Origin of the sequence: Nocardia neocaledoniensis, assembly GCF_029868625.1 — a bacterium.
In the GTDB taxonomy this organism is placed as follows: domain Bacteria; phylum Actinomycetota; class Actinomycetes; order Mycobacteriales; family Mycobacteriaceae; genus Nocardia; species Nocardia neocaledoniensis_A.
In genome coordinates, this window is record NZ_JARWOJ010000233.1 from 1 (window position 1) to 22,789 (window position 22,789).

The following is a 22,789-nucleotide window of genomic DNA, read 5'->3' on the forward strand; positions in this document are numbered from 1 at the left end:
AACCAGGACATGTTCACCGCCACCCTGGACGGGCTGGTCAGCCGGTTCGGGCTGCAGGGTGAGAGCCTGGGCATGGTTGTCGGCGGTGCCGTGCTCAAGCGCGTCGGCGAGCACAGCCTGATCCGCGAGAGCGTGCTCCCCACCAGCCTCTGTTCCCCGGACCCCAAACGGGGCGGGGCGCCGAGCAAGACCCACCCCCCTCGGCGCCCGGCGATTGGTCGTGCGGGCCCGCTACCCCTTGCGGTAGGTCGCCAGCCAGTCCAGCCAGTTGTCGGCCTCCTGGAAAGCGTTGGCGCGCACCGCTTCCGAGGACAGGAACACATCGTGGCGGGCACCGTCGATCGGGACGATCGTGGTGCGCTCGCCCAGGCAGCCCGCCCAGCGCTGGATCTGCTTGACGTCGAGCACGGCGTCGGCCACGTCGACCGCGGGGCTGTGTTCGCGGGCGAACTTGGTCAGCCGCGAGCGCAGGATCAGCGCGGGCACGCCGATCGCGAGTCCCTGGTGCAGCCGCGCCTGGCCCTGCCGGATGGCGCGCAGCCAGCCCAGCCGCACCGGCTCGCCGGTGAGCGGCTTCCAGTCCAGGTTGTAGTCCCACTCGCCCGCCCGGGTGTGGTGCAGGCTGTCGCCGTAGGCGGTGCTCACGCCCATGCCGGGCAGCTGGGCGAAGGCGCGCACCCGGCCGACGGCGTTGATGATCGGCGTGCCGACCGTCCGGTAGAACGACGGACCCTGCAGGTCGAACCAGGGGCTGTTGAGCACGACGCCGGCCACACCGGCGGCCGCGCTCCCGCGGGTGGCCTCGAGCCGGTCCAGCCACAGCGCGGCCACCAGTCCGCCGGTCGAGTGCCCGACGACCAGCACGTCGTTGCCGGTCTCCGCGCGCGCGATCCGCAGCGCCTCGTTCAGCTCGACGTCGTAGAGCGCCAGATCGCTGACGTAGTGCGCGCTTTGTCCCTCGCGCCGCGAACGACCGCATTTGCGCAGGTCCAGCGCGTAGAAGCGATGTCCTCGCGCCGCGAAATGCTGGGCAAGGTGCTCCTGGAAGAAGTAGTCGGTGAAACCGTGCAGGTACAGCACGGTGGGTTCGGTGGACGGTGCGCTCGCATCGGGCAGATAGCGCACGAGCGTGGCCACCACCTCGCCCTCGCCGTCGGGGTCGGGGCCCAGCGGCAGGGTGCGCTGTTGGTAGTCGGTGCCGAGGACATCGGGTTGCCACTGCTCATCGGTCCGCGCGGGGCCGCCGACGGGATCGAGTGAGGTTTCGTTCGTCACACCGCTCAATCTATCGCGCGGTCATCGCGACGTGCAGTGTTGGTTTACATCACATTCGGTAGGTCGGTTGCGGTACTCCGAACGCCTGAGGTGCACAATTGGCTTCAGGTGAACGACGGGTAACCTACCCCCGGCGGTTCACCGCGAGTCGCCCCGAACACCAAGCGCCCGCGCCAAGCGAACCCACCGCAGGTGGGTGGCTGAGAAGGACAAGGAAGTCGATCTACCCGTGCCGAACGCTGCGAAGATTGAAAAGACCGATGTAGTTCTCATCGGCGCTGGCATCATGAGTGCCACGCTGGGCGCGCTGCTGCGGCAGCTGCAGCCGGAGTGGACGATCTCGGTGTTCGAGCGGCTCGACGCCGCCGCCGCGGAGAGCAGCGACCCGTGGAACAACGCGGGTACCGGTCACTCGGCGCTGTGCGAGCTCAACTACAGCCCGCAGAACGCCGACGGCTCGGTCGACGTGAGCAAGGCCGTCGACATCAACGAGCGCTTCCAGGTCTCGCGCCAGTTCTGGGCCTCGGCGGTCGACAACGGTGTCCTCGGTGACCCGAGCCGCTTCATCAACCCCATCCCGCACGTCAGCTTCGTGCACGGCGCCGACAACGTCGACTACCTGCGCAAGCGCTACGAGGCGCTGGCGCCGCACCCGCTGTTCCGCGGCATGGAGTACATCGACAGCCCCGACGAGTTCAGCGCGCGCCTGCCGCTGATGGCCAAGGGCCGCGACTTCAGCGACCCGATCGCGCTGAACTGGACCGACGGCGGCACCGACATCGACTTCGGCGCGCTCACCAAGCAGCTGCTGGCCCACATCGGCTACTCCGGCGGCGAGATCGCCTTCGGCACCGAGGTCCGTGACCTCGACAAGCAGTCCGACGGGTCGTGGAACGTCACCGTGCGCAACCTGCGCACCTTCCAGTCCCGCACGCTCAACGCGAAGTTCGTGTTCGTCGGCGCCGGTGGCGGAGCGCTGCCGCTGCTGCAGAAGTCGGGCATCAAGGAGGCCAAGGGCTTCGGCGGCTTCCCGATCTCGGGCCAGTTCCTGCGCTGCACCAACCCCGCGCTGATCGACCAGCACGAGGCCAAGGTGTACGGCAAGGCCGCTGTCGGCGCGCCGCCGATGTCGGTGCCGCACCTGGATACCCGCGTCATCAACGGCACCCAGGGCCTGCTGTTCGGCCCCTACGCCGGCTGGACCCCGAAGTTCCTCAAGGACGGCTCCAATGCCGACCTGTTCAAGTCGATCAAGCCCAACAACATCGGCTCGCTCGTCGGCGTCGGCCTGACCGAGATGGGTCTCACCAAGTACCTGATCAGTGAGCTGCTCAAGTCGCAGTCCGGCAAGGTCGGCGTGCTCGAGGAGTTCATGCCGCGCGCCGAGGGCCGTGACTGGGAGCTGATCACCGCCGGTCAGCGCGTGCAGGTCATCCGGCGCAAGGGCGCGGGCGGCGTGCTCGAGTTCGGCACCGCCGTGATCTCCGCCGAGGACGGCACCATCGCCGGTCTGCTCGGCGCCTCCCCGGGCGCCTCCACCTGCGTCACCGCCATGCTCGACGTGATGCAGCGCTGCTTCCCGCGCGAGTACGCGGACTGGACGCCGCAGCTGAAGCAGATGATCCCGTCGCTGGGCGTGAAGCTGTCGGAGAACCAGGCCCTGTTCCAGGAAGTGTGGGACTGGACCTCCAAGTCGCTGAAGCTGGATCGGGCGGCCACCCCGGCGCACGAGGATGCCGCGCACTACGCGCAGGTCTGACGCGCTGATGTCGACGGTCGCGCTGAAACGGGCATGGGCGGCGGATCTGGATACCGCCACCCTGTACCGGCTGTTGCGGCTGCGCGTCGAGGTGTTCGTCGTCGAGCAGGAATGCGCCTATCCCGAACTGGACGGGCTCGACCTGCTGGCCGAGACCAGGCACCTGTGGCTCGAGGACGAGGATGACATCGTCGCCACCCTGCGCTTGCTCGAGGAGCGCGTCGACGGGGAGCACGGCTTCCGGATCGGCCGGGTGTGCGCGGCGAAGACCGCTCGCGGGCGCGGCTACAGCACGCGGCTGATGCGGGCCGCGCTGGCCGAGACCGGCTCGGCCACGGTCCGGCTGAACGCGCAATCGCACCTGGTGGACATGTACGGCACGTTCGGTTTCGTCACCGACGGTCCGGAATTTCTGGACGACGGGATCCCGCACGTGCCGATGCGGCGCGGATAGACGGCCGCTCGCCGCCGATCCGACGATCAGGTGGTGCGCGGGGCAGGATCGCGTACGGCTTTCGCTCGGGCGACGCCCGGCGGTCGGCGGCTACCGGTGCGCGAATACAGTGGGGGCGTGCCTGGTTTTGCTGATGTCGCCGCTGGTCCGCACGCCGCCGCCCGCTCGGCGGGCGAGGCGGGATTCCCCTTCTCGGCGGTCGTCGGGCAGGAACGGCTGCAGCTGGCGTTGATCTTGTCGGCGGTGCACCCCGGGATCGGTGGTGTCCTCGTGCGCGGCGAGAAGGGGACGGCCAAGTCGACCGTGGTGCGCGCGCTCGCGCAGTTGCTGCCGCCGGTCGTCGACGAGAGCGGCGCCAGGCCCGCGCGCCTGGTGGAACTGCCGGTCGGCGCCACCGAGGACCGCGTCGTCGGCTCGCTGGATCTGGAGCGGGTGCTGCGCGACGGCGAGCAGGCGTTCCGGCCCGGTCTGCTGGCCGCGGCCCATCACGGTGTGCTCTATGTCGACGAGGTGAACCTGCTCCACGATCATCTGGTCGACGTGCTGCTGGACGCCGCCGCCATGGGCCGGGTCCATGTCGAGCGTGACGGCGTCTCGCATTCGCATCCGGCGCGGTTCGTGCTCGTCGGCACGATGAACCCCGAGGAAGGCGAACTGCGTCCGCAGCTGCTCGACCGGTTCGGGCTCACCGTCGACGTGGCCGCCTCCCGCGAGGTCGACGTGCGCATGGCCGTGGTGCGCAGGCGCCTGGACTACGAGGCCGATCCGGCCGGATTCGCGGCCCGCTATCTCGAGGCGGATCAGCGTGTCGCCGAACGGATCCTGAACGCACGGGACCGGCTGCCCGAGGTCGCGCTGGACGACGGCGAACTGCGCCGGATCGCGGCACTGTGCGCGGCGTTCGACGTCGACGGGATGCGCGCCGACCTGGTCGTGGCCCGAACCGCCGCGGCCCACGCGGCCTGGCGGGGAGCGGACCGGGTGACCGAGGACGATGTCCGCGTCGCCGCCGAACTCGCGCTGCCGCATCGTCGCAGGCGTGATCCGTTCGACGAGCCGGGGATCAGCGAGGAACAACTCGACGACGCGATGCGCCAGGCCGCCGACGAGGTCGAGAAGGCCTCGGAGAACGATGATCCACGCCGGGGTGACGCGCCGTCCGGTGCCGAGGTTCCCGGGAACGGCCGGGACGATCGCGGCGACGACAACGGTCCGCGCGGTGACGCTCCGCACGGCGGCGGACCGGAGCCCGATCCCGACGACAACGGCCCGGACGGTGACGGCCCGCACGGCGGAACGGACCGCGATCCCGATGACGACGGCCCCGACGGCGGCGGCCCGAACGGACGCGGTGGCTCCCGGCCGATGGCCGAAGGAGTCTCCGGCACACCGACTTCGGCGGCGAAACCCGCCCCGCGCTGGGAGGTCCCCGGTATCGGCGAGGGTGCGCCCGGCCGTCGCTCCCGGGCGCAGACCCGCTCCGGCCGGGCCGTGCGCCCGGATACCGACACCTCGACCGGACTGCACCTGCTCGGCACCGTGTTCGCCGCCGCCCCACGGCAATTCGAGCGCGGCAGGCTCAGCGGTCCACTGGCGCTGACCGCCGAGGATCTGCGCGGTGCGTATCGCGAAGGGCGCGAAGGGAATCTGGTCGTCTTCGTGGTCGACGCCTCCGGGTCGATGGCCGCCCGCGACCGGCTCACCGCCGTCACCGGCGCCATCGTCACCCTGCTGCGCGACGCCTACCAGCGGCGCGACAAGGTGGCCGTGATCAGTGTGCGCGGCAGCGAGGCCGAACTCGTGCTGCCGCCCACCTCCTCGGTCGACATCGCCGTGCGCAGGCTGGCCGGGCTGCGCACCGGCGGCAAGACGCCCCTCGCCGCCGGGCTGCTGAAGGCGCGCGAGGTGATCGCCCGCGAACACGTGCGCGATCCGCGCCGCCGTCCGATGCTGGTGCTGCTCACCGACGGCCGCGCCACCGGCGGCACCGACCCGCTGCCGCGCGCCCGGGCCGCGGCCCGGCTGCTGGCGGGCGAGGGGCACACCGCGATGGTGATCGACTGCGAACGCGGCATGGTCCGCCTCGGTCTCGCCGCCGAACTGTCCCGTGACCTGCGCGCCCGCTATCTGCGCCTGGACGAGCTCACCGGCGACACCGTCGCCCAGGTCGTCCGCACCTCGGCGCGCCCAACGACCCGCGCGGCCTGACGTACGCGTGGTCCGCGCAACGACCCAACTCGGTGCAGCATGTGGCCAGAGCTTCGACCCCACTCCAGGCCGTGTGTGGCCCGGCCGGCCTCTGATCAGCGGAGCGAACGGTTCGCCACAGCGTGCCGGTGGGGCCGGGCGTCACCGGTGGGATGCTGGGGCGGGGCGCGGGCCGGGCCCTGATAGAAAGAATGAGCGGTCGACGAGGTGGGCCGTGAGCCCGCGCGTCCCCGCGCCAGAGTCGAAGGAGCCTACGTGCCCAAGGGTGTTCCCGAGGTGGTGCCGGAAGACGGTCTGACGACGCGTCAGCGCCGCAATCAGCCGGTGCTGGCCGTGCACACCGGGCCGGGCAAGGGCAAGTCCACGGCCGCGTTCGGGATGGCGTTGCGGGCCTGGAACCAGGGCTTCGACATCGCGGTGTTCCAGTTCGTGAAGAGCGCGAAGTGGAAGGTGGGGGAGGAGGCGGCGTTTCGCACTCTCGGCACCGTGCACGAGCAGACCGGCGCCGGTGGCGCGGTCGAGTGGCACAAGATGGGCGAGGGCTGGTCGTGGACCCGCAAGCACGGCACCGAGGAGGACCACGCGGCCGCCGCCCTCGCGGGCTGGCAGGAGATCGCGCGCCGCCTCGCCGCCGAGCAGCACCGCTTCTACGTGCTCGACGAATTCACCTACCCGCTGAAGTGGGGCTGGGTCGACATCGACGAGGTCGTCGAGACCTTGACCAACCGCCCCGGCAACCAGCACGTGGTGATCACCGGCCGGGACGCGCCGCAAGCGCTGATGGACGCGGCCGACCTGGTCACCGAGATGACCAAGGTGAAGCACCCGATGGACGCGGGCCGCAAGGGCCAGCGCGGCATCGAATGGTGAGCTGCGCGGCGGTCGGCCGGACCGGTGCCGGTGCGCGCACGGGCGGGACGCCGTGAGCGCGCCTGCTGTCGTGATCGCCGCCCCGGCGTCGGGCAGCGGCAAGACCACGCTGGCGACCGGGCTGATCGGTGCGCTGCGCCGAGCAGGACACCGGGTGGCGCCGTTCAAGGTCGGTCCCGACTACATCGATCCCGGCTACCACGGGCTCGCCGCGGGGCGGCCCGGCCGCAATCTCGATCCCGTTCTGGTGGGCGAGGATCGCGTGGTGCCGCTGTACCGGCACGGCGCGCACGGCTGTGACATCGCCGTCGTCGAAGGCGTGATGGGCCTGTTCGACGGGCGCATCGACGAGAGCCGCGCCGACGCCGTGGCGGAGGGCTCCACCGCCCAGGTCGCGAGCCTGCTCGGCGCGCCCGTGGTGCTGGTGGTCGACGCCCGCGGCCATTCCCAGAGCCTGGCCGCGCTGCTGCACGGCTTCGCCACCTACGACTCCACGGTCCGCCTCGGCGGGGTCATCCTCAACCGGGTCGGCAGCGAACGCCACGAGCAGGTGCTGCGCGCCGCCTGCGACCGTGTCGGTCTCCCGGTCCTCGGCGCCCTCCCGCGCCTGGCCGAATTGGAAGTCCCCTCACGGCATCTGGGCCTCATCCCCGCCGTCGAGCACGGCTCCGCGGCGACCACGGCCGTGGCCGCGATGACCGACCTCGTCGCCGCGCACATCGACCTGCGCGCCGTGGTGGCCCTCGCCGCCGGAAACACCGCGGGCCCCGCCTGGGACCCAGCCGCCGAAGTGGCCGGATTCCTCGACACGACAACGGTTTCGGCCACCGCCGCGCGGCCGTCGAGTTCGACCGGCGAACCCGCCACGGTCGGACGCATGGGCTCGGTATCGACGAGCGGCGGCTCCGCGGCGACGACGGGCTCGGCCGAGGACCAGGGGCCGATCATCGCGATGGCCGGGGGACCGGCCTTCACCTTCGGGTACGCCGAGCATCGCGAACTGCTGACGGCGGCGGGTGCCCGGGTCGTGGTGTTCGACCCGTTGACCGACGAATTGCCCGAGGGGACAGCGGGTGTCGTGCTGCCGGGCGGGTTCCCGGAGGAGCACGCGGCGGCGCTGTCCGCCAATGTCGGGCTCCGGACGGCGATCGCCGAGGGCGCGCGCAACGGGTTGCCGATCCACGCCGAATGCGCGGGCCTGCTGTATCTGACCCGCTCTCTCGACGGGCACCCGATGGCGGGAGTGCTCGACGCCGACGCCGAATTCGGCCCGCGCCTGACCCTCGGCTACCGCGACGCCGTCGCCCTGCACGATTCGGTCCTCTGGCGCGCGGGCACCCGGGTCCGCGGCCACGAATTCCACCGCACCCGCCTGATCAGCGCCCCCAGCACCCCCGCGGCCTGGGGCTGGCGCCTCACCGAATCCGCGACCGAGGGCACCGTCATCGGCCAGGTCCACGCCTCCTACCTGCACACCCACCCCGCCGGAAACCCCGAAGCCATCGCCCGATTCGTCACCACCGCAACCCGATTCGGTCGTCCATGACGACGCCAGGCCGGCCGCCCCACACGAGGCGACCTGAGGTGGCGAGCCGCGCGGGTGGAACCCTGATCAGCACGGCCGACCCCGCCGCGGCGAAGGTGCGAGGTCCGGTCGCCGCGAATGCGGGTGCCGCAGCCACAACCAGCCGCACCGGCGAATCGCGCGCACCGCACCCGGGAGCCGTCCGAGCGGGACCACCTGCGCTGCCGGCCCGAGGGTGGGCGACCGGCCGTGCGGCCCGCCGGGTGCCATGACCGAGGCAGATGGTCCGCGCGCGACCAGGGGGCCGGTGCGCGTGGCCGTCGGTGTCGGGGCGCGACCCCGAGCCGCGGCGGAGTCGATTCTGGCCGCAGTGCGCGCGGTCGCCGGCACGGATGTCGTCGGGTGCCTGGCGACGATCGATCGGCGCGCTGACGATCCCGGAGTGCGCGCTGCCGCGCGGGAACTCCGGGTCGCCGTCCGTGGTTTCACCGCCGCTGAACTCGCCCGGGTCGCCGTCGGCCACAGGTCGGATCGGACGGCCACGGCGGTGGGGACGCCGAGTGTCGCCGAGGCGGCCGCCCTGCTGGCGGGTGGAGGGGGACTCGCGCGTGCGCGCACCGTGGTCGGCGGCGTCGTCGTCGCGGCGGCCTACCTCGCGGTGCCGGAACAGCCGTGGTAGTCGCGAGTCCCGGTGAACCGGCGCGAACGGTCGCGAATCAATTCGGTGGGCAAGCGCGTTCGCGCGCACTAACCTCATCTCCAGCAGTCGCACGGCGGACCGGATTCGGTCGGTTACCACTTCGGATGGAGATGACGCAGGTTCGAATCCTGCCCGGCCCACGAGGGTCGGTAGCTCAGCCTGGTAGAGCACTACGTCGGTCGAAAACACACGCCCGCCGTGCGATTGCGACGTAGAGGAGCAGGGCGGACCGGATTCGGTCGGTTATCTGGTACGACCTTCGGGTTCAACGGGTTCGAGCCCCGTGGCGGAAAGCGATTTCCGTTTCCCGGCCGTCACCACACGTCCGCCCGCACCCACGTCCACGCACGCCCCGGTGGGTCCCGGGGCCGAAACATCAACGCCGAGAAGAGTATCGGAGGGGGAACCATGGACATTCTGTCGCGCTTCTCTCGTCGCACCACGCCGCAGAACGAGCCCGCCGATCGCGGCCAGGTCGTCAACAACGCCGGCGGCTACGTCTTCGAGATCACGCCGCAGGCCCGCGTCCGGCGCTTTCTCACCCTCGGTACGGAGGGCGGAACCTACTACGTGCGTGCCGCGGCACTGACCGCCGACAACGCCGAGTTCCTCGTCGAGTACGCGGCCGAGCACACCGCCGAACTGGTGCGTGAGGTCGTCGAGATCTCGACGAGCGGCCGGGCGCCGCGCCCGAACCCGGCGCTGTTCGCGCTCGCCGCGGCCGCCGCGCTCGGTGACGTCGAGGGCCGCCGGGCCGCGCTCGCGGCGTTGCCGCTGGTCGCCCGCACCGGCACCCACCTGTTCCTGTTCGCCGGGTATGCCGAGCAGTTCCGTGGCTGGGGCCGCGGCCTCTCGCGCGCCGTGGCGAACTGGTACCTGGACAAGCCGGTCGAGGACCTGGCCTACCAGGTGGTGAAGTACCGCCAGCGGGAAGGCTGGACGCACCGCGACCTGTTGCGTCTGGCGCACCCGGCCGCGACCGACGACGCCCGGCGTCGTCTGTTCGACTGGATCTGCGGCCGCACCCCGGACCTCGACGGCCTCGCCCTGGTCGACGGCTTCCAGCGCGCCCAGACCGCACCGGTCGCGCGGGTGCCGGAACTGGTGCGCGAGTACCGCCTCAGCTGGGAGATGCTGCCCGACGCGGCGCTGAACACGCCGCAGGTGTGGGAGGCGCTGCTGGACAACGGCATTCCGCAGACGGCGCTGCTGCGCCAGCTGCCGCGCCTGACCCGGCTCGGCCTGCTCGACCCGCTCGGTGCCCGCACGGCGGCGATCTGCGCGCAGCTCGCCGACCCGGCGCGGCTGCGCAAGGCCCGGGTGCACCCGGTGTCGGTGCTGATCGCGCTGCGCACCTACGCCGCGGGGCGGTCGGCGCGTGGCGACGGCACGTGGACACCGTCCGCGCCGGTGGTCGACGCGCTCGACGCCGCGTTCTACGCGGCCTTCGAGACCGTGCGGCCGACCGGCCTGCGCCACCTGCTCGCGCTCGACGTGTCCGGCTCGATGACGAGTTCGATCGCGGGCCTCCCGCTCTCCGCGCGGGAGGCGTCGGCGGCGCTGGCCCTGGTCAGCGCGCGTACCGAGCCGCGGCACGAGATCGTCGGGTTCACCTCGGCGAGCGGCTGGCGGGGCGAGCGCAGGCTGTCCCCGCTGTCGATCTCGCCGCGGCAGCGGCTCGACGACGCGGTACGGGCGGTGTCGGACCTGCCGTTCGGCGGCACGGACTGCTCGCTGCCGATCCTGCACGCGCTCGACCAGGGCGTCGAGGTCGACGTGTTCTCGGTGTACACCGACAACGAGACCTGGGCGGGCTCGGTGCACCCGCACCAGGCGCTGGCCCGGTACCGGCGCGAGGTGAACCCGCGGGCCAAGCTCGTGGTCGTCGGCATGACGGCGACGCGGTTCAGCATCGCCGACCCGGCCGACGCGGGCATGCTCGACGTGGCCGGTTTCGACGCGGCCGTCCCGTCGCTGCTGGCCGACTTCGCCACGGCCGCTTAGGAAGCCGGGAAATCGGAGCCGCCGCGCCCTCGTTGTAGCGGCGGCGCCGCTCCTCTCGCGCGAAAGGTCTCGGCGCTCAGGGCGCGACCGAGGACCAATCGGCGAAACCGGTGGGGTCGTGGCGGCCCATCGAGGCATGCTCGAACAGGCCCCAGCCCTCGGCGTCGCCGCAGCGGGCGTAGCCGATGTGGTCGATCACGCCGTAGGGGGTGCGGGCGACGACCGCCGGGTCGGTGAGGTCGTAGGCGCTCGACAGCGACCAGTCGCGGCCCATCCAGCGGCCGTGGGTCCAGTCGGGGTCGGGCCCGTACCCGCAGCCGACGTGCAGGGCGATGCCGGGACGCGATTCGACGAACACCTCCAGCGGCTTGCCGTCGGGGGTGGTCATGTCCAAGCGCACCGACACCGGATGCCGGGTCCCCGATTCGTACACGAAATGCATACGCGGCCAGCCCAACTGCTCTTTGCGGCCGTCGTGCCAGATACGCACCGCGTTGTTGAGGGTGCGCGTCCCGTCGGGCTCCTCCTGCACGATCACCACGATCGCGAACTCCTCGAACCGCAGCGGCGCGTACAGCCACCAGAAGCCGCCTGCGCCCTCGGCCGCGGCCCGCCCGGCCGGCTCGGGCTCGCCGGAGGGCCGGATCCCCCAGGATCGGTCCCGGCTGCCCGTCCACGAGGCCGGATCGACCGTGTAGTCGGTGCCGTCGACGGCGAGCGTGCCCGCCCACGAGCCCAGTTGGGCGAACCGCGACGCCTCGATGATCGGCCGGGTGCCCGACAGGATCAGGTGTGGTTGCTCCTGCACGGCCGGATGGGCGCCGGTCCAGGTGAGGTCGAAACCGAGATCGGGGTGCTCGCACACCACCCGCAGCTTGTGCAGCGGCTCGATGACCTCGATGCGGTAACCACCGACGGCGGTGTTCAGGTCGCGGTCGACGAGCGCGTCGGAGAACCGCACCGCTCGCTGGTCGGTGCCGTGGCGCACCGTGGCGAAGGCGTCGACCACGCCGAGATTCGGGTACACGCCGAATCCGGTGATGAGCATCGTGTCACCGGCCGGGTCGAAGGCGTTGAAGTAGTAGCGGTCGTAGAAGTTGCGGTCGCTGGTGGCCACCCGCGCGAGCGACAGCGGGGTCTGATGGACGGGGTATTCGTCCAGCGGGACGGGCGTGATCGCGGTCATCGTCTCTCCAGTCAGTCCCACTCGTAGGTGCCGTCGAGCAAGGCCTCGAGGCTGAGCCGGTGCATCACGTAGTCGTCGGGATCGTCGGGCACGGTGTCCTCGCCGAAGTGGATCATCCGGCACTTGATCCTGGCCATCACGATCGCGTGCCGCAGCGCCGCGTAGATGATGTAGAAATCCAGGTCACGCACGGAATGTCCGGACAGTTCCTCGTATTTCGCGACCACCGCGTCGCGGCGCAGGAAATCGGGCAGGCCGGGTTGGTCGAAGCGGGTCGCGATGTCCTGGAAGAAGCGGTGGATGAAGATGATCCAGCCCAGGTCCAGCTCGCGCGGGCCGAGCGTGGCCATCTCCCAGTCGAGCACCGCGGCGGGGGTGAACCCGTCGAACAGGATATTGCCCGGGCGGGCGTCACCCCAGTTCAGGACTTCGGGGCCGGGATCCGCGGGCCAGTGGGCCTCGAGCCAGTCGAAGGCCCGCTCGATCAGCGGCACCCGGACCCCGTGGTCGGTCAGCGCCCACGCGTACCAGGCGCGCTGGGCCTGGAAATGCCTGCGCAGCGCCGACCCCTCGCCGTCGAGCAGCGGGAAACGCCGGGCGGCGTCGTCGATGGCGTGGACCTGGGTGATCACCTCGACCGTCGCGTCGGCGATGCGGGCGCGCTCCTCGGCGGTGGCGTCGAACAACCAGCCGAAGAACACGTAGGGCGGATTGTCCGAGGGCGCCCTGCCCTCGACCTTCTCCATCACGAGAAACGGGGAGCCGAACACGGATTCGTCGGTCTCGAGCCAGCGCAGCGGCGGCACGGCGACCGCCGAGGCCGCGGCGACGCCGGACATCACCTGGTATTGCATCGGCAGGTCGTAGGACTCGAAGACGGGGAACGAGCCGTCCTCGGGCGCCATCCGCAGCACGAACGATCCGCTCTCGGCCGCCGCGCCGGCCTGCCAGCGCGCGTCGAACAGAATCGTGGTGCTCGACATCCCGCCTGCCGACGGCTTGCTCAGGTTCTCGACCGTCACGGGCGCGCCGACCTCGCCCGTCAGCCAGTGTGCCAACTGCCCGGACAACTCGTCCAGATCGCGTGCGCTGACCGTGAGTGACACCCGCGCGGCCGGGTCCTGATCTTCGGACATCTGTGCGGTACCCCTGTCAGCCGAACTGTAACGTGTGTCACTTCTGGGTACCGGACACGCTACCGGAATGTAAGGCCCACATCGGTCACCGAGACTCAGGGTTGACACCGCCAAAGATCAGGGTTTCCCCGGACGCGCCCGCCCCGCGCGCCGATTAGCTTGAGTAACAAGGTAACTCGATGAGGGAGGCGTGGGTGACCACAGCGACGGCAGAGCGCGTGACCAGCGACGACACGAGCGCCGCCGCGCCGCCACCCGCGTGGCATCCGATCACCCGGATCGCCTTCCGGTTCACCGTCGTCTACCTGGGGCTGTTCTGCCTGTGGATGGCGCAGATCAGCTTCGTCTTCCTCGGCGTCCTCGCGCGGCAGCTGCCCGAGGACGCCATCGCCTGGCAGATGATGACGCTCGCGCCGGTGAGTCGCTGGATCGGTGAGCACGTCTTCGGAGTCGAGGCCGAGTTGACGATGAACGGCAGCGGCGATCAGGCGGCGATCTGGATCCAGTGCGGTCTGGTCCTGCTGGTCGCCCTGCTGGTCACGGTGGTGTGGTCGGTGCTCGACCGCCGTCGCCCGGCCTATCCCCGCTCGCTCAGCTGGTTCATGACCGCGCTGCGCCTCTGCGTCGGCGGCCAGCTGCTGTTCTACGGGTTCGCCAAGCTGATCCCCACCCAGATGCCCGAACCCGCGCTCACCACGCTGCTCACCCGCGTCGGCGACCTGACCCCGATGACGATGTTGTGGACCCAGGTCGGTTCCTCGCCGGTCTACGAGATGGCGCTCGGACTCGCCGAGGTGCTCGCGGGCCTGCTGCTGTTCTGGCCGCGCACCGCGACCCTGGGCGCCCTGCTCGGTGTGGTGAGCATGGCCCAGGTGTTCCTGCTCAACCTCACCTTCGACGTGCCGGTGAAGATGCTGTCCGGGCACCTGCTGTTGATGAGTCTGGTGCTGCTCGCCCCGCAGGCGCGCCGGCTGGCGAACGTGCTCGTGCTGGAACGTGATTCGGGGCCGGCGACGCAGCCACCGCTGTTCGGCTCGGCCCGGGCGAATCGGTGGGCGAGCGTGGCGCAGGTCGCGCTGGGGCTGTGGATCGTGGCGGGGTGTGTGTCCCTCGGCATGGAATCCTGGCGTGAGTACGGCGGTGGGGTACCGAAGCCGGAGCTGTACGGCATCTGGGAGGTCGCCGAGTACACCGTCGACGGCGATCCGGTGCCGCCGCTGCACACCGATCAGGCGCGCTGGCAACGCCTGATCATCGACACCACCGGCGCCGCGTACCAGCGGATGGACGACACCATCGTGCCCGCGGAAGCCGTCACCGATCCCGCCGCGCCCACCCTGACGCTGACGCTGCCCGCGCGGCAACCGGATTCGGCGCCGTACGCCACCCTCGCCGTCGAGCGGCCCGCCGACGACCGGCTGCTCCTGCGCGGCGATGTCGACGGGCGGGCGACCACGGTCACGCTGACCCGCGTGGACCTCGACAGTTTCCCGCTCCGCGGCACCGGATTCCGCTGGGTCCAGAACAACCCGTACGTGGGCTGAGCGTGTCCGAGGGGTGCCGCCGACACGCCGACGGGGGTGTCGGCGGCCGCGTTCGGCGTCGTCGGGGCCACGAACTAGGCTCGTCCACTGTGCCGAACACGTCAGACGCCGTAGAGAACCAGCCCGCCGGGGACCCGAACTACCTGGTCGGGCTCGATCTGCGCGGGCGCAGAGTCGTCGTGGTCGGCGGCGGGACGGTCGCCCAGCGCAGGCTGGGTCTGCTCGTGGCCTCGGGCGCCGACGTGCACGTGATCAGTCGCGCGGTCACGCCCGCGGTCGAGGGCATGGCGACCGCCGGGCAACTCACCGTCACCCTGCGTGCCTACGCCGACGGCGACCTCGACGACGCCTGGTACGCGATGGCCTGCACCGACGAACCCGAGACCAATGCCGCGGTCGTCGCCGAGGCCACCGCGAAGCGGATCTTCTGCGTGCGCGCCGACATCGCCCGCGACGGCACCGCCGTCACCCCCGCCACCGCCCGCTACGACGGCCTGACCCTCGGCGTGCTCGCCGGTGGCGCGCACCGCCGCTCGGCCGCGGTGCGCAACGGCCTGCTCGAAGCGCTGCAATCGGGCGTGGTGACCGATGATTCGGAACCGGTGACCCCCGGCGTCGCCCTCGTCGGCGGCGGACCCGGCGATCCCGACCTGATCACCGTGCGCGGCCGCAGGCTGCTCGCCCGCGCCGACCTGGTCGTCGCCGACCGGCTCGCCCCGCCCGAACTGCTCGCCGAACTGGGCCCGCACGTCGAGGTGATCGACGCCGCGAAGATCCCCTACGGCCGCTCGATGGCACAGGAGGCGATCAACCTCGCCCTCGTCGAGGGCGCCAAGGCGGGCAAGTTCGTCGTCCGCCTCAAGGGTGGCGACCCGTACGTGTTCGGCCGCGGCTACGAGGAACTGGAGGCGTGCGCCGAGGCGGGGATCCCGGTGACGGTGGTGCCCGGCATCACCAGCCCGATCTCGGTGCCCGGCGCCGCGGGCATTCCGGTGACCCACCGCGGCGTGACCCACGAATTCGTCGTCGTGAGCGGACACGTGGCGCCCGATCACCCCGACTCACTCGTCGACTGGTCGGCGCTGGCGAAGCTGCGCGGCACCCTCGTACTGATGATGGCGGTCGAGCGCATCGACAAGTTCGCCGCCGCGCTGCTCGACGGCGGCCGCGCCGCCGACACCCCGGCCGCGGTCATCCAGGAGGGCACGCTGCGCACCCAGCGAGTCGTGCGCGCCGACCTGGCCACGGTCGCCGACAAGGTCAAGTCCGAGGGCATCCGGCCGCCCGCGATCATCGTCATCGGGCCGACCGCCGGTTTCGGGCTGGACTAGCTACGCGGGCCCGCGCACCCGTGCGTTGCCGCCGCGCCAATTACACTGCCTCGTTGTGCTCGATAAACCCGCTGCGACGATGCAGTATCCGGTGACGAAGCGGGCCTTCGGCCTCGCCATCCTCGTACTGAGCGGCCTGCAGCTCATGGTGGTGCTCGACGGCACCGTCGTGATCTTCGCCCTGCCGCGGCTGCAGGAGGAGATGGGGCTGTCCAGCTCCGGCAGCGCGTGGACGGTCACCTCCTACGGCCTGACCTTCGCCGGCCTGATGCTGCTGGGCGGCAGGCTCGGTGACGCCTTCGGCCGCAAGCGGATGCTGATCTACGGCGTCGGCCTGTTCACCGCCGCCTCGCTGGCCTGTGGCCTGGCCACCGGCGAGGCGATGCTGCTGATCTCGCGCGCCTTCCAGGGCGCCGGCGCCGCGATCGCGGCCCCGACCGCGTTCGCGCTGGTCGCCACTACCTTCGCGCCCGGGCCGGCCCGGAACCAGGCGATCGCGATCGTCGGGTCGATGGCGGGGATCGGCTCGGTAGGCGGCCTGGTCGTCGGCGGTGCGCTCACCGAGTTCTCGTGGCGCTGGATCTTCCTGATCAATGTGCCGATCGGCGCGCTGATCGTGCTCGGCGCCGTCTACAAGCTCACCGACACCGTGCACCAGCGCACCCCACTCGACATCAAGGGCGCGATCCTGGGCACCCTCGCCTGCGCGACCATCGTGTTCGGCGCCACCGAGGGTCCGGCGATGGGCTGGACCAGCCCGATCATCCTCGGCTCGCTGATCGGCGGGTTCGCGCTGCTGGTGATCTTCGTGCTCACCGAGCGTCGCGAGGCCGATCCGCTGCTGCCGTGGTCGCTGTTCGACAGTCGCGACCGGGTCGCCACCTTCGCGCTGATCTTCCTGGCCGGCGCGGTGCTCGGCGCGATGACGTTCTTCGTCGCCCAGCTGCTGCAGAACGTGCTCGGCTACAGCCCCCTGCAGGCCGGTCTCGCCTCGATCCCGTTCACCATCGGCATCGGTGTCGGCGGCGCGGTGGCCTCCAAGGCGGCGCTGGTGATCGCGCCGCGCTGGCTGCTGGCGGGGGCGGCCACCGTGCTGGCCTGCGGCCTGTTCTTCGGTTCGACGCTGGACCGGCACGTGCAGTACCTGCCGACGCTGCTCGCGCTGCTGCTGGTGATCGGCTTCGGCGTCGGAGTGGCCATGGTGCTCGCGCCGCTGTGCGTGCTGGTCGGGGTGCCGCCGTCGAACATCGGCCCGCTCTCGGCGGTCGGCCAGATGTTCATGAACCTGGCGACCCCGATCGCGATCGGCCTGCTCAGCCCGATCGCGGCCTCGCGCACGCTGTCACTGGGCGGCCGGGACGGGCTGGCGGCGCGGATGAGTCCCACCGAGATCGACGCGCTCAACAGCGGCTACACGCTGGTGCTGCTGGTGTGTGCCGGGCTGGCGGTGCTGGCCGGACTCGTCGCGCTGACGCTGCGCTACACGCCCGCGCAGCTGGTGCAGGCCCAGCACGCCCAGGAGGAGGCCCAGCGCGGCTGAGTGCGCCGGGCCCCGCGGTCAGAGGCGGCCGGCCACCCGGCGCGGGGTGACGCGCACGATCACGCGGTCGCCGTCGTGGACGGAGGCGGGGTTGAACTCGCGGTAGGGCTTGCCGGTGTACTTCAGCGACATCTCGTCGGGCAGCGCCCGCTCGGGATCGGGGACGGTGGTCGCGGTGCCGCGGATCTCGGCGTAGAGGAACGGGCGCTCGGGTGGATTCACCATCACCGTGATGCGGGGATCGCGGGCGAGGTTCTTGGCCTGCTGGCGGTCGACGGTGGTGGAGAACACCAGCTCGTCGCCCTCGCGCTTGATCCAGACCACGGTCAGATGGGGATGTCCGTTGGCCCCGACCGTCGCGACGGTCGCGTACACCTTCTCCTCGTCCAGATACGACTTCAGGTCCTCGGACAGCACTGCGGTATCAGTCACATTCCAGACGAACGCTTTTCGGTTCCCGGCCATTCCGGTGAACGGGGTTGTCGGCCCGCGCCCGCCCGCCGACACTGGAGTGATGTCGTCTCCGTCGCTGGATCTGCTCGACCGTTGGACCGCACTGGCCGGAGTGGACTCCGCCGCGCTCGGTGCGGGGATCATCGCCCGCTATGCCGAGCCGCACCGGCACTACCACACTCTGGACCATCTGCGCGCGATGCTGGCGGCCATCGACGAATTGGCCGAGCACGCAACGGATATCGACGCGGTCCGGTACGCGGCCTTCTTCCACGACGCCATCTACGCCGTCGACCGGGCCGACAACGAGGAACGCAGCGCCGATCTGGCCCGCGACGTCCTCGAATCCTTGGACGCCGCACCGGAACTCGTCGAGGAGGTGGTGCGGCTGGTGCTGCTCACCCGCGGCCACGATTCCGAAGCGGGCGATGCCAACGGTGCCGTGCTGTGCGATGCCGACCTGGTCGTGCTCGGCGGCGACGCCGAGAGCTACGCCGCCTACGCCACGGCCGTGCGCACCGAATACGCCCACGTCCCCGACGATCTGTTCCGCGCGGGCCGGGCCGGGGTGCTGCGCGCCCTGGCGAATCAGCCGGTGCTGTACCGCACCGGGACCGCCCGCGCCCGCTACGAGGAGCGGGCGCGGGTCAATCTGGCCGCCGAACTGGCTCAGCTCACCGCGTGAGCGCCGGTCACAGCGCCGCGAGCATCTTCGCGGCGAGTTCGGCCGAGGACGCCGGGTTCTGGCCGGTGTAGAGGTTGCGATCGATCTCGAGGTGCGGCGCCCACGGCTCGCCCTCGCGGTAGTCGACGCCGAGCGCGACGAGGCGGTCCTGCAGCAGCCACTTCGCCTTGTCGGCCAGGCCGGCCTGGGTCTCCTCGGCATTGCTGAACCCGGTCACCCGGTAGCCGGCGAAGGGGGAGTGGCCCGCGGGGTCGGCCGTGGCGAGCAGCGCGGCCGGACCGTGGCAGACGACCCCGAGCGGCTTGCCCGAGACCAGCGCGGCGGACAGCAGCGCCCCGGAGGCGGGGTCGACGGCGAGGTCTTCCATCGGGCCGTGCCCGCCGGGGTAGAAGACCGCGTCGTAGTCGGCCAGGGTGACCTCGTCGAGCGAAACGGGTCGGCGCAGTGCGGGTTCGGCGGCCGCCAGGGTGGCGGCGACCGCGGCCGCGCCGTCGGCGCCGCCGTTCACGTCGGGAGCCAGGCTCGCCTTGTCGACGGTCGGGACGACGCCACCCGGGGTGGCGACGGTGACGGTGTGGCCGGCGCGGGTGAACGCCTCGTAGGGTGCGGCGAACTCCTCGGCCCAGTACCCGGTGGGGTGCGCGGTGCCGTCGGCCAGGGTCCAGTGGTCGGCACCGGTCAGGACGAACAGGATGTGTGCCATCGGATTCCTACTCCATTCGAGAGGGGGTGGCGGCCGGGTCGCCGGCCGCGAAATCCACGCTAGGTCCGGTGGAATCCGTTGACCAATAGGATGGCCGATATGAGACATAGGCAAGCCGATGGCTCGATGGATCTGGTGCAACTGCGGACGTTTCTCGCGGTGTATCGCACCGGATCGCTGACGGCGGGCGCCGCCCAGGTCGGCCTGTCCCAGCCCACGGTCACCGCCCAGCTCCAAGCACTCGAGCGACATCTGGGCAGGCCGCTGTTCGAGCGGCTGCCCCGCGGGGTGGCGGCCACCGCCGCCGGACACGAGCTGGCGGCCCGAGTGGGCGCGCCGCTCGAGGAACTGGAGGCGGTGGTCAGCGGCACGGTCACGGAGCGGGCCGCACCGCCCGACCCGCCGGTGCTGCTGGGCGGCCCGGCCGAGATGATCGCGGTGCGGGTGGTGCCTGCGCTCGCGCCATTGCTCGCCGACGGGGTGCGGATCGTCGTCCAGTCGGGCCTGACGGACGATCTGCTCGCCGAATTGCGTTCGGGGACCCTGGATCTGGTGATCTCCACAGCGCGGCCGCGAGGGCGCACCGTGCTCGCCGAACCGCTCGTCGACGAGGAATTCGTGCTCGTCGCCGCGCCCGCGGTGGCCGCTCGGATCGACCTCGGGCGCCTGCGCGCCGACGGGCCCGGCGTCCTGGCCGGGCTCCCGATCCTCAGCTATGCCGCCGACCTGCCGATCCTGCGCCGCTACTGGCGCCACGTCTTCCAGACCAGGCTCGAGGCGGAACCGGCACTGGTCGTCGCCGACCTGCGCGCGGTGCTCTCGGCGGCGCTCGCCGGGGCCGGGGTGAGCGTGCTGCCGCGCTATCTGTGCGAACGGGAACTCGCCGCGGCGAAGCTGGTGCCGCTGCTCGAACCCGACGACCCGCCGATCAACACGGGGTTCCTGGCCCGCCGGGTGGGCGCACCGCCCCGGCCGCACGTCGACCTGGTTCGCACGCACCTGCTGGCGGCTGCTCGCACCTGGCGCGTCTGACGGTTGAGCCGCGTCCACCAGGAGGGATGCTTGACATGCAAGCACGGGCTTGCCTATCGTTCAGGGGGAGACGACGGGAGAAGCGCGCACCGTGACCGACATCTTCACCGCGCTCGCGGACTCGACACGCCGCGCGCTCCTGGACGAACTGGCGGACCGGGACGGACAGACTCTGTTCGAACTCTGCGCCAAGCTCGCCACCAAGCACGGGATCAGTTCCTCGCGGCAGGCGATCACCCAGCACCTGGGGATGCTCGAGGCCGTGGGGCTGGTCACCACCCGTCGTGCCGGCCGCTACAAGTTCCATCACGCCGACTTCGCGCCGCTGCGCGCGGTGTCGCGACGATGGCCCATCCCCCAGGAGGACACATGATCCGCATCGGAGTGACCAGCGTCTTCGTCGACGACCAGGACAAAGCCGAGAAGTTCTACACCGACGTGCTCGGCTTCCAGGTCAAGGACCGCGTCTCCCTCGGCGAGTACGACTGGCTCACGCTGGTCTCGCCCGCCGACGTCGACGGCACCCAGCTGCTGCTCGAGCCCGACCAGAACCCGATCGCGCAGAACTACAAGACCGCGCTCTCCGCCGACGGCATCCCGTGCATCGTCTTCACCGTCGACGATCTCGACGCCGAATACCGCCGCCTGCTCGATCGCGGCGTCCTGTTCACCCAGCCGCCCCAGCCGATGGGCGCGGTCACCACCGCCGTCCTCGACGACACCTGCGGCAATCTCATCCAGCTCATGGGCGCACCCGCCTCGGCGTAGGGCGGTCCCGGCCGAGCATTCCTCGGCCGCGGTCAGGTGATGATGAGAAGTTCGGTGGGGGAGGCGATCTCGGTGCGCAATCCCGCCTTGGTCGCCACCCGCGCCACCGCCCGGACATCGGTCGGCTCGGCGCGGGTGAGCACCAGCGCGCGGGCCAGCAGACCCTTGTGATGCTTGTTGAAGTGGCTCACCACGGTGCGGGAACCGTCGGCGTGCTCGGTGAGCACGTTGGCGGTGATCGCCCCCGGCACCCGGCCCAGCTGCTGGTAGGTGCCCGAACGCAGGTCGACGACCAACTCGCCCGCGGCCTCGGTGTGGAGCGCGTCGGGCAGGACCTCGCGCCACAGCGCCGACAGGGTCGGCAGCCCGGGCAGTTTGCTGCCGCCGGAGAGGCGATAGGCCGGGATCGGATCGCCCGCGCGGACCGCGCCGAACAGGGCCGAGCCGATGCCGAGGCGCGCGTACGCCTTGGCCCGCTGCGCCTTGGTGAACGACGCCGCGTCCAAGGCGTCGTAGAGCACGCCGGTGTAGCGCTCGAGCGCGGGCCGGGTCGCCGACGCGCGCAGGCTCGCGTTGCGGGCGATTTCGGCGTCGGCTCCCTTGCCGAGGCCGAGCACCTCCGCCGACCGGACCGGGTCGGCGGCCAGCTGCACGACTTCGGTGACCAGCTTGTCGCGCACCGCGCTCAGCTGCGGCATCGCCAGGTCGGCGAGATCCAGCGGCGCGCCCGATCCGCCGTCGGATTTGGTTTCGGAGGGGGGTAGCAGCACCAGCACGAGCGTCCACGGTAATCGCCGCGCCGCGCGTCACCGCGTCCCGCCCCATCGCGGGCTCGTGTCCGGCCGCCTGGCGGGGCCCTTCAGCGCACCGCTTCGAGGAACTTGCGGGTCCGCTCATTGGTCGGTGCCTCGAAGATCTGCGCAGGCGGGCCCTGCTCCACGATGCGGCCCGAGTCGAACATCAGCACCCGGTCCGACACCTCGCGCGCGAACCGCATCTCGTGGGTGACGATCAGCATGGTGATGTCGGTGGTCTCGGCGATGGTGCGCAGGACGTCGAGCACGTCGCCGACCAGTTCCGGGTCCAGTGCCGAGGTCACCTCGTCGAGCAGCATCACCTTCGGGTCCATCGCGCAGCAGCGCGCGATCGCCACCCGCTGCTGCTGGCCGCCCGAGAGCTGCGACGGATGCGCGCGCGCCTTGTCGGCCAGGCCGACCACGTCGAGCAGATGCATCGCCCGCTCCCTGGCCTCGGCCTTCGACGTGCCGAGCGCGTGCACGGGCGCCTCGGTGATGTTCTCCAGCACCGTCATGTTGGGGAACAAGTTGAACTGCTGGAAGACCATGCCGATCTTGGTGCGCACCGCGCGCAGGTGTTTCTCCTTGGCAGGCACCAGTTTTCCGCCGCGCTCGGTGTGCGTGAGCGGTTCGCCGTCGACCCAGATCACGCCGTCGGTGATCGTCTCGAGCGTCATCAGCAGACGCAGGATGGTGGTCTTGCCCGACCCGGACGGTCCGATCAGGGTCACCTTCTCGCCGCGCCGCACGCTGAAGTCCAGCTCGTCGAGCACGACGAGGTCGCCGAAGCGCTTCACCACCCGATCGAATCGGATCATC

21 protein-coding genes and 1 pseudogene are annotated in these 22,789 nt (G+C 71.1%); 15 read left to right on the forward strand and 7 right to left on the reverse strand.

What is annotated here, in order from left to right; all coding sequences use genetic code 11:
- A pseudogene (locus QH270_RS17850) lies at positions 1–165 on the forward strand (acetyl-CoA C-acetyltransferase); the annotation flags it as partial.
- Positions 166–231: 66 nt separating this feature from the next.
- Here QH270_RS17850 and QH270_RS17855 read toward each other — a convergent pair.
- The gene (locus tag QH270_RS17855; protein ID WP_280343659.1) at positions 232–1,275 is read right to left on the reverse strand and encodes an alpha/beta hydrolase; all 1,044 of its coding nucleotides are present in this window, start codon (positions 1,273–1,275) and stop codon (positions 232–234) included.
- 286 nt (positions 1,276–1,561) lie between these two features.
- Here QH270_RS17855 and mqo point away from each other — a divergent pair, with 286 nt between their 5' ends.
- The 7 genes from mqo (at position 1,562) to QH270_RS17890 (ending at position 10,795) form a co-directional block, all read left to right on the forward strand.
- Positions 1,562–3,034: a malate dehydrogenase (quinone) gene (gene mqo, locus QH270_RS17860; RefSeq protein WP_432420378.1), complete on the forward strand. Its 1,473-nt coding sequence runs from the start codon at positions 1,562–1,564 to the stop codon at positions 3,032–3,034.
- 4 nt (positions 3,035–3,038) lie between these two features.
- On the forward strand, positions 3,039–3,488 hold the full coding sequence (locus QH270_RS17865; RefSeq protein WP_280343732.1) for a GNAT family N-acetyltransferase: 450 nt from the start codon (positions 3,039–3,041) through the stop codon (positions 3,486–3,488).
- 216 nt (positions 3,489–3,704) lie between these two features.
- Positions 3,705–5,696 (forward strand): VWA domain-containing protein, encoded by a 1,992-nt coding sequence (locus QH270_RS17870; RefSeq protein WP_432420380.1) that lies wholly within the window; start codon positions 3,705–3,707, stop codon positions 5,694–5,696.
- A gap of 255 nt (positions 5,697–5,951) precedes the next feature.
- Entirely contained in the window at positions 5,952–6,566 is a 615-nt protein-coding gene (gene cobO, locus QH270_RS17875) for a cob(I)yrinic acid a,c-diamide adenosyltransferase (RefSeq protein ID WP_280343665.1), read from the forward strand.
- 52 nt (positions 6,567–6,618) lie between these two features.
- Positions 6,619–8,112 (forward strand): cobyrinate a,c-diamide synthase, encoded by a 1,494-nt coding sequence (locus QH270_RS17880; protein ID WP_280343667.1) that lies wholly within the window; start codon positions 6,619–6,621, stop codon positions 8,110–8,112.
- A gap of 247 nt (positions 8,113–8,359) precedes the next feature.
- Positions 8,360–8,770 (forward strand): cobalamin biosynthesis protein, encoded by a 411-nt coding sequence (locus QH270_RS17885; protein WP_280343670.1) that lies wholly within the window; start codon positions 8,360–8,362, stop codon positions 8,768–8,770.
- Positions 8,771–9,199: 429 nt separating this feature from the next.
- Positions 9,200–10,795 carry a TROVE domain-containing protein gene (locus QH270_RS17890; protein WP_280343674.1) on the forward strand — a complete coding sequence of 532 codons (1,596 nt, stop codon included), beginning with the start codon at positions 9,200–9,202 and terminating at the stop codon, positions 10,793–10,795.
- 76 nt (positions 10,796–10,871) lie between these two features.
- On the opposite strand, the gene QH270_RS17895 is transcribed toward QH270_RS17890, so the two are convergent.
- Together QH270_RS17895 and QH270_RS17900 are read right to left on the reverse strand one after the other, a co-directional pair.
- Positions 10,872–11,981 carry a hypothetical protein gene (locus QH270_RS17895; protein ID WP_280343676.1) on the reverse strand — a complete coding sequence of 370 codons (1,110 nt, stop codon included), beginning with the start codon at positions 11,979–11,981 and terminating at the stop codon, positions 10,872–10,874.
- Between the two features lie 11 nt (positions 11,982–11,992).
- Positions 11,993–13,117, reverse strand: coding sequence for a phosphotransferase family protein (locus tag QH270_RS17900; RefSeq protein WP_280343679.1), 1,125 nt, complete (start codon positions 13,115–13,117; stop codon positions 11,993–11,995).
- A 194-nt stretch (positions 13,118–13,311) separates the two neighbouring features.
- On the opposite strand from QH270_RS17900, the gene QH270_RS17905 reads away from it, so the two are divergent.
- The 3 genes from QH270_RS17905 (at position 13,312) to QH270_RS17915 (ending at position 17,532) form a co-directional block, all read left to right on the forward strand.
- The gene (locus QH270_RS17905) at positions 13,312–14,661 is read left to right on the forward strand and encodes a DoxX family protein (protein WP_280343682.1); all 1,350 of its coding nucleotides are present in this window, start codon (positions 13,312–13,314) and stop codon (positions 14,659–14,661) included.
- An 89-nt stretch (positions 14,662–14,750) separates the two neighbouring features.
- Entirely contained in the window at positions 14,751–15,992 is a 1,242-nt protein-coding gene (gene cobA / locus QH270_RS17910; RefSeq protein WP_280343684.1) for a uroporphyrinogen-III C-methyltransferase, read from the forward strand.
- 79 nt (positions 15,993–16,071) lie between these two features.
- Entirely contained in the window at positions 16,072–17,532 is a 1,461-nt protein-coding gene (locus QH270_RS17915; RefSeq protein ID WP_280343736.1) for an MFS transporter, read from the forward strand.
- A gap of 18 nt (positions 17,533–17,550) precedes the next feature.
- On the opposite strand, the gene QH270_RS17920 is transcribed toward QH270_RS17915, so the two are convergent.
- Positions 17,551–17,964 (reverse strand): PPOX class F420-dependent oxidoreductase, encoded by a 414-nt coding sequence (locus QH270_RS17920; protein WP_280343686.1) that lies wholly within the window; start codon positions 17,962–17,964, stop codon positions 17,551–17,553.
- Between the two features lie 82 nt (positions 17,965–18,046).
- Between QH270_RS17920 and QH270_RS17925 the strand changes: the two genes are divergently transcribed.
- Positions 18,047–18,670, forward strand: coding sequence for an HD domain-containing protein (locus QH270_RS17925; RefSeq protein WP_280343689.1), 624 nt, complete (start codon positions 18,047–18,049; stop codon positions 18,668–18,670).
- Between the two features lie 7 nt (positions 18,671–18,677).
- Here the strand turns inward: QH270_RS17925 and QH270_RS17930 are convergent, their stop codons facing one another.
- Positions 18,678–19,373 carry a type 1 glutamine amidotransferase domain-containing protein gene (locus tag QH270_RS17930; protein WP_280343692.1) on the reverse strand — a complete coding sequence of 232 codons (696 nt, stop codon included), beginning with the start codon at positions 19,371–19,373 and terminating at the stop codon, positions 18,678–18,680.
- A 99-nt stretch (positions 19,374–19,472) separates the two neighbouring features.
- On the opposite strand from QH270_RS17930, the gene QH270_RS17935 reads away from it, so the two are divergent.
- The 3 genes from QH270_RS17935 to QH270_RS17945 all read left to right on the forward strand — a co-directional run bounded on the left by QH270_RS17935 (position 19,473) and on the right by QH270_RS17945 (position 21,173).
- A complete protein-coding gene (locus tag QH270_RS17935; protein WP_280343694.1) occupies positions 19,473–20,405 on the forward strand; it encodes a LysR family transcriptional regulator in 933 nt (310 codons plus the stop codon).
- Between the two features lie 91 nt (positions 20,406–20,496).
- Entirely contained in the window at positions 20,497–20,778 is a 282-nt protein-coding gene (locus QH270_RS17940; protein ID WP_232999848.1) for an ArsR/SmtB family transcription factor, read from the forward strand.
- On the forward strand, positions 20,778–21,173 hold the full coding sequence (locus QH270_RS17945) for a VOC family protein (protein WP_280343738.1): 396 nt from the start codon (positions 20,778–20,780) through the stop codon (positions 21,171–21,173). The genes QH270_RS17940 and QH270_RS17945 overlap by 1 nt, the downstream gene beginning before the upstream one ends.
- Before the next feature lie 32 nt (positions 21,174–21,205).
- Here QH270_RS17945 and yaaA read toward each other — a convergent pair whose 3' ends face one another.
- Both yaaA and ehuA read right to left on the reverse strand, forming a co-directional pair.
- Entirely contained in the window at positions 21,206–21,949 is a 744-nt protein-coding gene (yaaA, locus tag QH270_RS17950; protein ID WP_280343699.1) for a peroxide stress protein YaaA, read from the reverse strand.
- Between the two features lie 83 nt (positions 21,950–22,032).
- On the reverse strand, positions 22,033–22,788 hold the full coding sequence (gene ehuA / locus QH270_RS17955) for an ectoine/hydroxyectoine ABC transporter ATP-binding protein EhuA (protein WP_280343702.1): 756 nt from the start codon (positions 22,786–22,788) through the stop codon (positions 22,033–22,035).
- Position 22,789 lies beyond the last annotated feature (1 nt).